The sequence below is a fragment of the Citrobacter sp. RHB36-C18 genome (genome assembly GCF_013814485.1).
Lineage (GTDB): Bacteria > Pseudomonadota > Gammaproteobacteria > Enterobacterales > Enterobacteriaceae > Citrobacter > Citrobacter braakii.
Window position 1 is genome coordinate 2955985 of record NZ_CP057125.1, and the last position, 11855, is coordinate 2967839.

The window sequence follows — 11855 nt, forward strand, 5'->3', positions numbered from 1 at the left end:
TTCCCGCCGGGAGCCGGGATTGTTAAGGGTACGGCGATAGTACCCTTAACACGTTCACAGGGAGGATCGTTTCAGAGAAGTGACAAACATAAGGTGAACGTAGCAATATACCGGAGGCAACAGATTCATTACCTCCGTATGTGCCACTCATCCTCGTTAACTGACAAGCATGACTCCGGTAACGGGGCCTTTTTTTATGAAGCCAGAGGGAAGCATGAAACGAATCGTACTGACATGTGCAGCGCTGCTGTTGAGCGGCCAGGCGCTGGCGGATGACTGCGCCAACGCGAACACTCAGATTGAGATGAACACCTGTGCGGCAGAGCAGTTTAAGGCGGCCGACACCAAACTTAATGACACTTATCAGAATGCGCTTAAGCGCGCCGCCCCGACCCAGCGCGATTTACTGAAAAAAGCGCAAATCTCATGGATAACCCTGCGCGATGCGGACTGCGCGTTAATCAGTTCCGGCACCGAAGGCGGTAGCGCCCAGGCGATGATTTCCAGCCAGTGCCTGACGGATAAAACCAACGAGCGTGAAGCGTTTCTCGCCTCACTCTTACAGTGCGAAGAGGGCGATTTAAGCTGTCCGTTACCGCCAGCCAGTTAACGCACGCGGATCCCTTCAATAATCATCCGCTGCACGCTCTCCACCGTTTGGTTAAAAAAGGCTTCATCACGCAGCGTTGCGCCCGTTACCGCCTCTACCTGTGGGGCAAAGTCGGCGTAGTGCTGGGTTGAAGCCCAAATCATAAAAATCAGATGATGCGGATCGACCGGAGCCAGTTTCCCACTTTTGATCCAACCGGCAATCAGCGCCGATTTCTCATCAATTAGCGTTTTGAGATCGCCCGTTAATTCAGCCATCAATAAAGGCGCACCTGCCAGCATCTCCATACAAAACAGTCGTGAAGCCTGAGGGTAATCGCGCGACACTTCCAGCTTAAGGCGAATGTATTCTTTAATGGCCACCAGCGGCGCAAAGTCTTCGCGAAAAGCCTTCAACGGAGCCAGCCAGACGTCGAGGATTTGCCGCAAAACGGCAATATAGAGCACCTCTTTTGACGGGTAGTAATAAAGCAGATTCGTTTTTGACACACCCGCCTGCTCAGCGACCTGTTCGAGACGCGTGCCGTGGATCCCATATTGGGAGAAGATATTTAATGCCGCGGTTAATATGGCCTGGCGTTTTGCACTGACGGCCTGCGAGCGCTTACCTGTTTTTTTCTCTGCGCGTTGGACCATGCGCCCTCTCCTTCTTGTGAGGGCGTCAGCATACCAAATCACGCGGTGAATGGTTAAATTAAAGCGACTCCGGCGGTGCCTCTTGCACTACCCCTTTTTTCTTTTTGAACTTCAGTTCGCTGACCAGCACGCCAACAATAATGAATGCTGCGCCGAGCAAAGCCAGTAGCGGTAAGCGTTCCCCCGCCAGGCGACCAAAGATCCCCGCCCACACCGGCTCACCGGTATAAATGACCGTCGCGCGCGTCGGCGAAACGCTGCGCTGTGCCCAGTTCATGGTGACCTGAATAATCGCACTGAAAATCCCCAATCCCAGCGCCACCACCAGCAATCCCGTAGACATCGGTGGTACGGACTCTCCGGCCGGAGCCATGGCAATAAACGCCACTATCGAAGCGGTTGCCAGTTGTACCACCGTTACCCGCCGCACATCCACTTTTCCCGCCCACGCGCTAATCAGGATAATTTCTGCCGCAATCGCCACCGCGCCGGCGAGTGTGATCCACTCTCCTTCACCTAAAGCCAGAAAATTGCCTCCTGGTCCGGCGAGAAAAATCAACCCGATAAAGGCCAGCACAATGCCGACACACGGCATCAGGCCGGGCATACGCCCCAGACACAGCCATTGTAAAAGCGGGACCAACGGCACATACATCGCGGTAATAAACGCCGATTTACTGCTGGGAATAAACTGTAGCCCCCAGGTTTGCAGACTATAGCCCAACGCAATTGCGATACCGATCGCAACGCCTGCTTTGACTTCCAGCCACGTCAGTTTATGCAATGTGCGTAGTGACAAAAGCGCGACCGCCAGCGCAGCGGTGGCAAAACGCACGCCGACAAAGAAAAAAGGTCCGCTCAGGGTAACGGCATATTGCACGGCCAAAAACGTGCCCCCCCAGAACATGGTGATCACAATGAGGATCGCTTCCTGAGGTTTAACAGAGAAGGAATAACGAGAAAGTAATGACATGAGACACCCGATTAACTGAATGTCGTTAGTCTGCGTTGCGTTTTGTTACAGTTCAACCTTGCAGACAAAAAAACCGCCGGAAGAAACCGGCGGCGGTGGGTGGCTACGTAACGTCTGACTCTGATCCTCAGCCGTCACGGCATATCTGACAGCTAGCCTGGCAATTACGATTTGTTGTTGCCGTGGCTATTTTTGCCCCCTTTTTTGCCTGCCTCTGAAGCGCGTTGCGGGTCATTCTTAAAATTGCCCCCGCTGTGCTGGCCACCTTTTCGACCTGCTTCTGATGCTCTTTCGCGATCTTCCGCAAAGTTGCCGGAACCGCCTCGATGGTTTGCCATTACTGACCTCCGTCATTGATTAGACATCATATTGCATAGGTACTGAGGAGTGATACCTCACGCAGCGTTACGGGCGATACCCTGAAAATAACTGCGTGGGATTAAGCATAGTGAAGCGTGGCCTGAGCAGCCGCTAACTGTAATATCCTGCAACAGGATTGGCGGTGATAGAGAAATAATCACAGCGAGAAATCAATAAGTCTTTCTTATGACTACCAAATTCCACCCGGTTAAATATGTATCATTTTGCAACAAGAGAAGTTGTTATAAAAATTGTTATAAATCAAAGAAGTGATTGTGAAATTTGCACTCCTGACAGTACGTCATATCTTTAAAGGTAGGTAGCGAGTCGCTACGGACACGGTTAACTCGAGGAGTAGTGTAAAATGGCAAAAGTTCTGGTGCTTTATTATTCCATGTACGGACACATTGAAACTATGGCCCATGCAGTCGCAGAAGGCGCAAATAAGGTTGATGGCGCGGAAGTGATTATTAAACGCGTACCAGAGACCATGCAGCCGGAGATTTTCCTCAAAGCTGGCGGCAAAACACAAAACGCACCAGTCGCAACCCCGCAAGAACTGGCAGATTACGATGCCATTATTTTTGGTACCCCCACACGCTTTGGCAATATGTCCGGTCAGATGCGCACCTTCCTCGACCAGACTGGCGGGCTGTGGGCTTCAGGCGGCCTGTACGGCAAACTCGCCAGCGTATTCAGCTCGACAGGAACCGGCGGCGGTCAGGAACAAACCATTACATCAACCTGGACTACGCTTGCTCACCATGGGATGGTGATTGTGCCTATCGGTTACGCGGCGCAAGAGCTGTTTGATGTTTCTCAAGTTCGCGGCGGTACCCCTTACGGCGCAACCACCATCGCCGGAGGCGACGGCTCACGCCAGCCAAGTCAGGAAGAATTATCTATCGCCCGCTATCAGGGTGAATATGTCGCAGGTCTGGCAGTAAAACTCAACGGCTAATCTTCAACAGGAGGATTCGAATGCCAACTCAAGAAGCGAAAGCCCATCGCGTCGGCGAATGGGCAAGTCTGCGCAATACATCGCCGGAAATAGCCGAAGCCATTTTTGAAGTCGCGCATTATGACGAGAAACTGGCGGAAAAAATTTGGGAAGAAGGTAGCGACGAGGTGCTCATCAAAGCCTTTAAGAAAACAGACAAAGATTCGCTCTTTTGGGGTGAACAGACTATCGAACGCAAAAACGTCTAGCGCTCAGACTCCCCCGCGAACACGGGGGAGTTTTTCTTTTACTTAGCCGCCTCATTCAACACGCTGTCGAACTTATCTATCGGGCAAAAGCCATCCGCATCTATCGGACACCCTTTCAGCTCCAGCGTTACGCGCTGCGCCGGGGATTTCAGAGTCAAAACGTCTGCATTACGCAACTGCTGTGAGCTCTGATACACGTACTCGATTTTCATCAGATCACGATTCGCGTTGCTGTCATGCCAGCGCTGGAAGACAATCTTCCCGCCAATCGGCGTACGCTCGTTCTGATCGTGAAGCTGGTACGGTTTGAAATCCAGCGCGGTGAGCAGCGATGCGATGTTTGAGTCATGCCCCACCAGCACGGTTATTTTTGGCGCTTTTACGCGTTCAGTAACCAGCGCATTATCAATATACTTCACCAGCGGTTTGGCGACGTTCTGCGCCACTTCCGGGGAGGTGAACAGGCTGTCCTGATAGCCATTTTTCAGCTTCGACAGAACCTTCCACTGTTGATCGGATTTAATCTCGCCCCAGGCAACCTTATCCATCGGGAAGCCTTCGTAATATTGCAGCGTGAAGGCATCAACCAGCGAATTTCCGACCTTCAGCGGCCCCGAAACCCCAGGCTCCTGCTGATATTTCGCGCTAAACGTATCTTTGGCATCGGTCAGGGAACACTGCTGTTTTTCTTTGCAGGACGGAGAGTCTTTGTAGTCGGTCATTTGCTCAAGCAACTGATAGCTGTCGTTGAGCTGCATTTGGCTACGCTCTTTCTCCATTGCCTGAACCGCCTGCTGGCTGAAGGCGGCGGAATCATCAGTGATCACCGGGTTAAAGGTGGGATCCATGGTGCCCATTTTTTCCTGATGATGGACCGGGACGTCGCAACCCGGGAAAGCACCGGTGACAAAGAACTGCGCCGTCGCGACCGTACGCTGCAGGCTGTTAGCATAGGTATAAACCGTACCCGGCGCCGGACATTCGCCCGATTTCACCATCCCCTGCTCTGCCAGCCACTCTCGCATATAGTGGCCCATATAGATTTCCAGCACGCCGCCTTTGGTGGTCAGTTGCCCGCCGGGGACATCCCATTCTGGCCATTGTTTGGGAGTGGACTGCTCAAGAACACTGCCATTATTGGCTAAAGGTGCGCGTAAGTTATGCCGACTCATCATCAATACTTGCTGAAGCTGATAGCCTTCCGGCGCGGTCTGCGCCTGCGCGGCGGTTGACATTAATACAGCCCCTGCCACGGCTGCGGCGATTAACGATTTATTCATCCCTACGACCTCTTGTTGTTATCAATCACAACAGAGTGTGACAGAAATATGACATATTTCCCGGAACGCTTTCGCAAAACGAACCATCTACGGTGTCGTTTTAATACCGAACTCGGTTTCTAATTTGCGAATGCCAAGCGGGGTGAAGGTGACGCGGCGACCACTCAGCTCCGTTTTTATCCATCGTTTTTCAATCAGCCAGCGTAGCAGCGATGCGCCAAGCACGCCGCCGGGATGGTAACGTCGTTCACTCCAGTCCAGACAACCGCAGGTTAATTTCCGCCGCGATGCGCTCGCAGCAAGGACAATCCCCATTTGTGCCAGTTTTTCCTGCCCAAGAGAGGTCAGCGTTTCACCATCCGGCGTTAACCATTGACGGGAAACCAGCGTATCGAACAGCCTCACCGCCACCTCGCCAGCAAGATGATCGTAGCAGGTTCGGGCATGTCGTAAGCCTGGCGGCGTCGTGATTTTTCGTGGCGTAGATGTAGCCCACGCCACGCCCATCAGGCGCTCCAGCAGTTCAGCGATATCGGAGCCTGCAAGGCGAAAATAACGATGCCTGCCCTGCGCGAGCGCCACAACAAAACGTTGTTCGCACAGACGCGCCAGATGCGCACTGGCGGTTGACGCTGACACATCCGCCACTGCGCTGAGCTCGGTCGCGGTCCAGGCGCGGCCATCCATCAGGGCGCACAACATTCGCGAGCGCGATTTATCGGCCATCGCCGCCGCGGTGAGCGCCATTCGCGACTCCAGAGCGCTCTCTTCCTCACTTAACATCACTGATGCCATAGCGACCTCTTTGACCCTGAATGTCTGAATTAACGATGCCATGAAAGCGTTCTAAAGTCAGCGCACAGGTCACACCGCACGCAGCATCATCTCGATACCCAACCCGACCAAACAAAACAGAAAACAACGTTTAAACACGAGCGGAGAAATAACCCGTCGTACACGGGTTCCTAACCACTGACCAATCAGCGCGGGAACAATGGCCAAAGCCGATAAGCTCAACGACTGTACGGGCAGCGCGTTGTGCCACCACAGACCAAGCGCCAAAGCCAATGTCGAAAACGTAAAAGAGATCCCGAGCGCCTGAACCAGTTCATCCTTCTCAAAACCCAATGACTGGATCCAGGGCACGGCGGGCATCACAAACACACCGGTTCCACCAGTCAATAAGCCAGTAACAAATCCTATGACGAGGGAGTACGGTTTTTCATGCTGCGGAGCCACTGCGATTTTCTTTCCGGCCAGCGTCCAGATAGCGTAAGCCACCAGCGCCACGCCAAGCGCAAACTGGGTACGGGTGGTATCGCCGCCGGTAATCCAGGCGCTGGCAAGCAGTGTCGCCACCACCACCGTCAATAACATTGGCCACAGTCGTTTGACTAATTGACGCGTATTTCCGCCACCGCCAAACTGAAACAGATTGCTAATCAGCGAAGGCAACAGCAGCATGGCCGCCGCCGCAACCGGCGAAATAAGCGATCCGAGGATCCCCATAGCCACGGTGGGCAATCCCATACCAGTGACGCCTTTTACCATCCCGGCGAGGACAAACGTGGCGGCAATCATCATCACCAGAGCGGGCCCAAACGCTAACGAACTCGTCATGTTGCACTTTCCTGAAAAAGAGAAGATGACCCATTCTGGACGTTAATCGCGGCACTCGCTTCGCCAGGCAACGAAATATGTCTTCCCGCTTACGGGTAATAATATAAAAATGCCGGGTTTCCCCGGCACATTATCAGAACGTTTTGGCCCACCACAGCCGAAGCTTCATGCCCCAGTAGCTGGTCCAGCCGCTGGTTGTTGACACCACCCGACCTTGTGACACTACCACCAGCGTGGGCGTGACGCTAATCGCCCAACTGCGGGAAATTGCCCCGTTCGCATCATTGATGACCGGAAAGTCCACGCCTTTACGCGACAGCCAACGAGACACCTCAGCTTCACTGCCGGAGCGTAACGCAATGGTCATCACGTTTGCCCCTTCCGAACGCAGCCTGGCGACTTCCGGCGTCGTGAAGCGGCAAACGCCGCACCAGCTCGCCCAGAAATAAAGCAGCACCGGCTCGTCTTTGCTGAGCGCCGCCAGCGTGACGGTTTCACCATCCAGCGTTTGCAAAGGCGTGCTGTCAAAAGAGCCAGGGAGCTGCGGCGCGCGCCAGACATCCATCAGCAGCATCGCCCCTGCCAACAGCGCCAGTAAGATCAGCCCTTCGCGCAGCCAGCGGCGCAGTTTACTGAGCATTGGCCGCCGCCAGCTTTTCTTTGACCACTTCCTCAAGGGTTTCCCACGGCACCGCACCGGGAATAAGCTCATCACCAATAATCGTTGCGGGGGTGCCCTGCACGCCCACCAGTCGCGCCAGTTGCAGGTTAGTGCTTAGCGTTTCAGCGCTTTGGGCACCCAGCGTCACCGGACTGGCTCCCGATTTTTCCTGCGCCTGTTTGATACTGACATCGGTATGGTAACCCTTTTTCTGCATCAGTTTTTCATGTAGCGCCAGAAACTGCTGCGGATGCTCAAGCCAGGTAGTCAGCACGGTCCGCGCCGCCAGTTCCGAACTTTCCCCTTTAAACGGCAGCGGTTTAATCACTACCGCCACGTCAGGATATTTCTGCACAATTTTTTCCAGCATGGGATCCAGTTGCTTGCAGTACGGGCAGTTGTAATCGGTGAAGTTTATCAGGGTCAGTTTCGCCTGCTTAGCGCCAATCCGCGGGCTGTTGGGATCGTTAAACAGGGCCTCCTTGATTAACGCTTCAATTTGCTTTTCCTGTTCCGGTGTAAACGGTGCAGGTTCTTTAGCTACGCTGACGGCAGAAAACAGGGTTAACAGCAGAACAATCATTATTTTCATGGGGTTACTCCTTTGGCGTCGGTCAACGTTTGCAATACCGCATCGCGGGTTAACAACGTTGGTAACGCCTGGCCTTCCGGCAGACCGGGGCCATAAATTTGGTTATACGGCACAGCAACCTGGCCGCGTTTTTTCAGAAATTCGGTGATGGCTTCAGAAGGGAGCGTCCAGTCGCCGCGCAGCGCCACTACATCCGGCTGTTGCAACGCGGCCTGTACGTCATCTTTATGCAACACGTTGTATTTGTTGACCTTACAAGTAATGCACCAGTCGGCAGTGACGTCAATGAACACACGCTTATGTTGCGCCAGCGCATCCTCAATCGCCTGCTCGCTAAGCGGTTGCCAGTTCACGCTTTCTTTAGCGCTAGCGTGTCCGGCCAGCCCTAAATGTGGGAGCAGCAACGTCGCAAGCCAGATAGCCGAACCCAGCATCATGACACCGAGAAGACGCCGCAAAATATTCATCCAGCGTCCCGGACGCGGCAAACGCAGCGCCAGACCGGGACGCAGAGCCACCAGCAGCCACGGCAAGCTCATCCCCAGGCCGAGTGCGATAAACAGTCCCCACAACGTTGGCAGCGAAGCGGTCAATGCCACCGCTACCGCCGTTCCGAGAAACGGGGCGCTGCACGGCGTGGCGAGCAGGGTCGCAAATGCGCCTTGCCAGAAATGTCCCGACAAGCCGTTGCCACCGCGAGTCGCCAGCGTGGTGGTCATCGCCGAAGGCAGGCGGAATTCAAACCACCCGAACAGGCTGGCGCTGAACGTCAGCATCACCACGACCATGACGCCAATGAACCACGGGTTCTGAAACTGGATCCCCCAGCCCAGCGCCTGATTGGTTAAACGTAGCACTGTCATCAATAGCGCCAGGGCCATAAAGGAGACCAGGATCCCGGCTACCGATGCGAGGAACTGACGGCGGATCTGGCGACGGCTTTTTTCCTCAACCAGCAAAATAGAGCCCAGTTTCATGCCGAGAACCGGTAACACACAGGGCATCAGGTTGAGAATCAAACCGCCCAGCAGCGCCATTAGCACCACCTGCCACAATGGGAGTGAGGCGTTCTCAATAACCGGGGCTTCGCCAATCGCAAGACGACTTTCCTGGGCAACACCGTTATCTGCCAGCACCAGCGTAACCGACTTACCGCGTAAATCCGGCGCGCCTTCCCCCCAACCGTCATGAACAGGTACCGTGGCGCGTAACGTCTCACCTGCGACGTGAATTTGCGGCATGCCAAAATCAGCATCATCAACGGCGTCCAGATACAGCCCAGGCGCAGTCCAGCCTCCCGCGCGGTAAGCCTCGACGACCAGCTCGCCGGCCCGTGCGCCAGCGCGCAGAGTATCGGTCAGGCCGCTGGCAAGCGGGATCTGCCCCATTGCCTGCGCATAGTCATGCGCAAAAGTCGGGTCCTGGGTCGTGGAGGTCACGGATAAAGGAAAATCCGTCAACAAGCAAACGTTGCTACAGGTGGATAGCGTCAAAACACCGCTAAGCGTGGCGGGCGAACTGCCGCGCACAACCATCGGGAATGTCACATTATCGTGATAGCCCTGGGTCGTGATATTAGCGACCTCAAAGCGTGCAGGGGTTGGCCAGAACCAGTCGACCGCAGGCATTTCCCCTTGCCAGGCGATAGATGGCGCGACGCCTCCCTCGCCCGGCGAACGCCAATAGGTTTTCCAGCCGTCCTCCAGTTTAACATCCAGCAACAGACGAGTTTCGCCGCCTGAGGACGTATCAGCGCGTAACCGCACACTGGCGTGATCGTTATCGGATGAACGCAGCCAGCCGGGTTCAGCCGCCCAGGATACGGGCAGCCATAGCAATAACAGACAGAGCAGCGCCTGCCTGAAAACAGTCATCATATATTTTCTCCGTGAATAATTATCTAACAGTCAGCAACGGCTGTTCTGTCATTCACGGAAGACGCAAAATCGCAGATGTACCCTTAGCGTGGGCGGCGAGATGGCTCGCGGTGGGAAAAAAGGCAGACGAAACGCCCGCACTGGCGCCAGCAGCGACAGTAGCAGACACAGCACCAGAATAGCGCCTTCGAACAGTACCGGGGGCGCCGCCAGTAATGACTTCGCGCTTAGTTCACAAGGGGTAACGGACGAGGCCTCATCGGTCTGCGCTTGTGCGCTTACGACCACGCTTGTGGCAACGGTGTCCATCTGCAACGCGTGCAGGCCCGCCATGCGTTGTGCGGTACAAACCATCACCACAACACATGCCAGACAGAGGAACCACCATCCCATCCGTTGACGTTTCGCCATTATACCCTCACTGATTGATGCGAGTTATCTTAACCACTCACCAGGTTTTGGCAACCTTTGCGCTGTAAAGTTATGTCCTGTCATCGGCAGGATATACCGCGATTTCAATCAGATTGAGATCGGGATCTCTGACATAAACCGAGCGAATCGGTCCCATCGCACCGGTTCGTGCAACCGGTCCCTCAACAATATCTACCCCGTGCGTTTGAAACGTGGCTATCACCTCTTCCAGCGCACGTGTGGTGATAAAACACAAATCCAGCGCCCCCGGCGTTGGCGCGTAAGCTTTGGGTTCAAACTCTTTTCCCCGAATGTGGAGGTTAATTTTCTGATTGCCAAAGACGAAGGCTTTCCGCCCTTGCGCGAAGGTTTCCAGCCTCATCCCTAAAAGTTCGACATAAAAACGAACGCATGCCTCTTCATTATTGGAGGTCAATACCAGATGATCCAGGTGGTCAATCATAGCGATATCCATTTTGGTTGCTCATCTCAGACACTTACCCTATTCATTCACACGCTACAAGAAAAAGAGAATCTTACGGCTGCGTTGACAGAACATAGCGCAAGGCGTTGCGGCTCACGTTTTATAAATCAAATGATTATTAATCATATTTCCGTTTTTATTTATTACAATATAACATTGCCAAAGTAATTGCGAAAATATCACGGAAGTGATCATTCACTATTTACGAAGAGTACCAAAGGATATTCGCAGAACAGTACATAAATACTGTCCCGCTACGTATTGATGCGTAAATGAAAGTAAGGGTCAGCGCATTTTTAGGTGATTATCGTATTATAGCCCGACGCAATGAAGAGCGTATTCATTCGCAGAAAATTTGTTTATTGAATGTTATTTAGAGTATATGGAAATGAAAAAATATTTATTACCCCTGATTGGGTTACTTTTTACCGTTAGCGCTCAGGCAGCACCATTTACCGACGGCAAAGAGTTTATCTCACTGGAAAAACCCGTCGCTTCAGCCCCGGCAGCGCTGAAGTTTTTCTCATTCTATTGTCCTTCCTGCTATCAGTACGATGAAGTTTTTGAAATCACTGATAACGTGAAAAAAGTTTTGCCTGCTGACGTCAAACTCACCGAATACCACGTCGACTTTTTAGGCCCTCTGGGGCAGGAAATGACGCACGCCTGGTCCGTCGCCATGCTGTTGAACGTGCAAGATAAAGTCAAACCGTTGCTTTTTGATGCCGTGCAGAAAAAACAAACCATTAAATCGGCGGACGATATACGTAACGTATTTATCAGCGCGGGCGTCAGTGCCAGTGATTATGATGCTGCATGGAATAGTTTTGCCGTAAAATCACTAACCGCCAAACAGCAAGAAATGGCTAAAGCTGTAGATTTAACCGGGGTGCCCGCCATTTTTATCAACGGTAAATATATGATCAATCCGAAAGGACTGAAATCTGATGACCTTAACGCGTTCGTACAAAACTATGCTGATACGGTCCGCTTTCTGATCACTAAATCCTGATGTTTAGCTAATCTCACTATTCGCACCACACAACAGACGCCATAACGTTAAAAAGCGCTGTTGGTGGTGCAATGCCCGCATCGTTTATAGCAATATCCTCCCTTCCCGGTTGGCATTCTCCGTTATCAGGA

The 11855-nt window shown here is 53.2% G+C and carries 15 protein-coding genes; 4 read left to right on the forward strand and 11 right to left on the reverse strand.

The genetic code is table 11. The annotated features are described in order from the left end of the window. The first annotated feature begins 214 nt into the window (after positions 1 to 214). Complete coding sequence (locus HVZ52_RS14205) at positions 215 to 610, forward strand: lysozyme inhibitor LprI family protein (RefSeq protein ID WP_016156166.1); 396 nt, start codon at positions 215 to 217, stop codon at positions 608 to 610. On the opposite strand, the gene rutR is transcribed toward HVZ52_RS14205, so the two are convergent. From rutR to HVZ52_RS14220, 3 genes are all read right to left on the reverse strand, one after another. Next, positions 607 to 1245 (reverse strand): HTH-type transcriptional regulator RutR, encoded by a 639-nt coding sequence (rutR, locus tag HVZ52_RS14210; RefSeq protein WP_016152583.1) that lies wholly within the window; start codon positions 1243 to 1245, stop codon positions 607 to 609. The two genes, HVZ52_RS14205 and rutR, sit on opposite strands and share 4 nt — an antisense overlap. Before the next feature lie 58 nt (positions 1246 to 1303). Beyond that, positions 1304 to 2218, reverse strand: a complete 915-nt coding sequence (locus tag HVZ52_RS14215) for a DMT family transporter (RefSeq protein ID WP_181598367.1) — start codon at positions 2216 to 2218, stop codon at positions 1304 to 1306. A gap of 164 nt (positions 2219 to 2382) precedes the next feature. Next, positions 2383 to 2556, reverse strand: a complete 174-nt coding sequence (locus HVZ52_RS14220) for a general stress protein (protein WP_003036022.1) — start codon at positions 2554 to 2556, stop codon at positions 2383 to 2385. 386 nt (positions 2557 to 2942) lie between these two features. Between HVZ52_RS14220 and wrbA the strand changes: the two genes are divergently transcribed. Continuing rightward, complete coding sequence (wrbA, locus tag HVZ52_RS14225; RefSeq protein ID WP_003832057.1) at positions 2943 to 3539, forward strand: NAD(P)H:quinone oxidoreductase; 597 nt, start codon at positions 2943 to 2945, stop codon at positions 3537 to 3539. 20 nt (positions 3540 to 3559) lie between these two features. Further along, positions 3560 to 3787, forward strand: a complete 228-nt coding sequence (locus HVZ52_RS14230; protein WP_016152581.1) for a YccJ family protein — start codon at positions 3560 to 3562, stop codon at positions 3785 to 3787. 38 nt (positions 3788 to 3825) lie between these two features. On the opposite strand, the gene agp is transcribed toward HVZ52_RS14230, so the two are convergent. The 8 genes from agp to HVZ52_RS14270 all read right to left on the reverse strand — a co-directional run bounded on the left by agp (position 3826) and on the right by HVZ52_RS14270 (position 10703). After that, positions 3826 to 5067 (reverse strand): bifunctional glucose-1-phosphatase/inositol phosphatase, encoded by a 1242-nt coding sequence (agp, locus tag HVZ52_RS14235; RefSeq protein WP_016156163.1) that lies wholly within the window; start codon positions 5065 to 5067, stop codon positions 3826 to 3828. An 87-nt stretch (positions 5068 to 5154) separates the two neighbouring features. Beyond that, the gene (locus tag HVZ52_RS14240) at positions 5155 to 5862 is read right to left on the reverse strand and encodes a winged helix-turn-helix domain-containing protein (RefSeq protein ID WP_047414227.1); all 708 of its coding nucleotides are present in this window, start codon (positions 5860 to 5862) and stop codon (positions 5155 to 5157) included. Positions 5863 to 5931: 69 nt separating this feature from the next. Continuing rightward, positions 5932 to 6687, reverse strand: a complete 756-nt coding sequence (locus tag HVZ52_RS14245; protein WP_016156161.1) for a sulfite exporter TauE/SafE family protein — start codon at positions 6685 to 6687, stop codon at positions 5932 to 5934. A gap of 133 nt (positions 6688 to 6820) precedes the next feature. Next, a complete protein-coding gene (locus HVZ52_RS14250; RefSeq protein ID WP_080858581.1) occupies positions 6821 to 7327 on the reverse strand; it encodes a protein disulfide oxidoreductase in 507 nt (168 codons plus the stop codon). Further along, positions 7317 to 7940, reverse strand: a complete 624-nt coding sequence (locus tag HVZ52_RS14255; protein ID WP_080858580.1) for a DsbA family protein — start codon at positions 7938 to 7940, stop codon at positions 7317 to 7319. Before HVZ52_RS14255 ends, HVZ52_RS14250 begins: the two co-directional genes overlap by 11 nt. Further along, complete coding sequence (locus tag HVZ52_RS14260; RefSeq protein WP_181598368.1) at positions 7937 to 9817, reverse strand: protein-disulfide reductase DsbD domain-containing protein; 1881 nt, start codon at positions 9815 to 9817, stop codon at positions 7937 to 7939. Before HVZ52_RS14260 ends, HVZ52_RS14255 begins: the two co-directional genes overlap by 4 nt. A gap of 48 nt (positions 9818 to 9865) precedes the next feature. After that, positions 9866 to 10228: a hypothetical protein gene (locus tag HVZ52_RS14265; protein ID WP_016152574.1), complete on the reverse strand. Its 363-nt coding sequence runs from the start codon at positions 10226 to 10228 to the stop codon at positions 9866 to 9868. 70 nt (positions 10229 to 10298) lie between these two features. Beyond that, positions 10299 to 10703: a VOC family protein gene (locus HVZ52_RS14270; RefSeq protein ID WP_016156158.1), complete on the reverse strand. Its 405-nt coding sequence runs from the start codon at positions 10701 to 10703 to the stop codon at positions 10299 to 10301. Positions 10704 to 11100: 397 nt separating this feature from the next. On the opposite strand from HVZ52_RS14270, the gene dsbA reads away from it, so the two are divergent. Next, a complete protein-coding gene (dsbA, locus tag HVZ52_RS14275) occupies positions 11101 to 11724 on the forward strand; it encodes a thiol:disulfide interchange protein DsbA (RefSeq protein WP_046274463.1) in 624 nt (207 codons plus the stop codon). The last annotated feature ends 131 nt before the right edge of the window (positions 11725 to 11855 follow it).

Bases quoted from the DNA above. Each gene is read 5' to 3' on its own strand.
- rutR (WP_016152583.1), bottom strand. From the start codon at position 1,245: ATGGTCCAACGCGCAGAGAAAAAAACAGGTAAGCGCTCGCAGGCCGTC.
- agp (WP_016156163.1), bottom strand. From the start codon at position 5,067: ATGAATAAATCGTTAATCGCCGCAGCCGTGGCAGGGGCTGTATTAATG.
- dsbA (WP_046274463.1), top strand. From the start codon at position 11,101: ATGAAAAAATATTTATTACCCCTGATTGGGTTACTTTTTACCGTTAGC.
- HVZ52_RS14240 (WP_047414227.1), bottom strand. From the start codon at position 5,862: ATGGCATCAGTGATGTTAAGTGAGGAAGAGAGCGCTCTGGAGTCGCGA.
- HVZ52_RS14255 (WP_080858580.1), bottom strand. From the start codon at position 7,940: ATGAAAATAATGATTGTTCTGCTGTTAACCCTGTTTTCTGCCGTCAGC.
- HVZ52_RS14270 (WP_016156158.1), bottom strand. From the start codon at position 10,703: ATGGATATCGCTATGATTGACCACCTGGATCATCTGGTATTGACCTCC.
- HVZ52_RS14205 (WP_016156166.1), top strand. From the start codon at position 215: ATGAAACGAATCGTACTGACATGTGCAGCGCTGCTGTTGAGCGGCCAG.
- HVZ52_RS14220 (WP_003036022.1), bottom strand. From the start codon at position 2,556: ATGGCAAACCATCGAGGCGGTTCCGGCAACTTTGCGGAAGATCGCGAA.
- HVZ52_RS14260 (WP_181598368.1), bottom strand. From the start codon at position 9,817: ATGATGACTGTTTTCAGGCAGGCGCTGCTCTGTCTGTTATTGCTATGG.
- HVZ52_RS14250 (WP_080858581.1), bottom strand. From the start codon at position 7,327: ATGCTCAGTAAACTGCGCCGCTGGCTGCGCGAAGGGCTGATCTTACTG.
- HVZ52_RS14215 (WP_181598367.1), bottom strand. From the start codon at position 2,218: ATGTCATTACTTTCTCGTTATTCCTTCTCTGTTAAACCTCAGGAAGCG.
- wrbA (WP_003832057.1), top strand. From the start codon at position 2,943: ATGGCAAAAGTTCTGGTGCTTTATTATTCCATGTACGGACACATTGAA.
- HVZ52_RS14230 (WP_016152581.1), top strand. From the start codon at position 3,560: ATGCCAACTCAAGAAGCGAAAGCCCATCGCGTCGGCGAATGGGCAAGT.
- HVZ52_RS14265 (WP_016152574.1), bottom strand. From the start codon at position 10,228: ATGGCGAAACGTCAACGGATGGGATGGTGGTTCCTCTGTCTGGCATGT.
- HVZ52_RS14245 (WP_016156161.1), bottom strand. From the start codon at position 6,687: ATGACGAGTTCGTTAGCGTTTGGGCCCGCTCTGGTGATGATGATTGCC.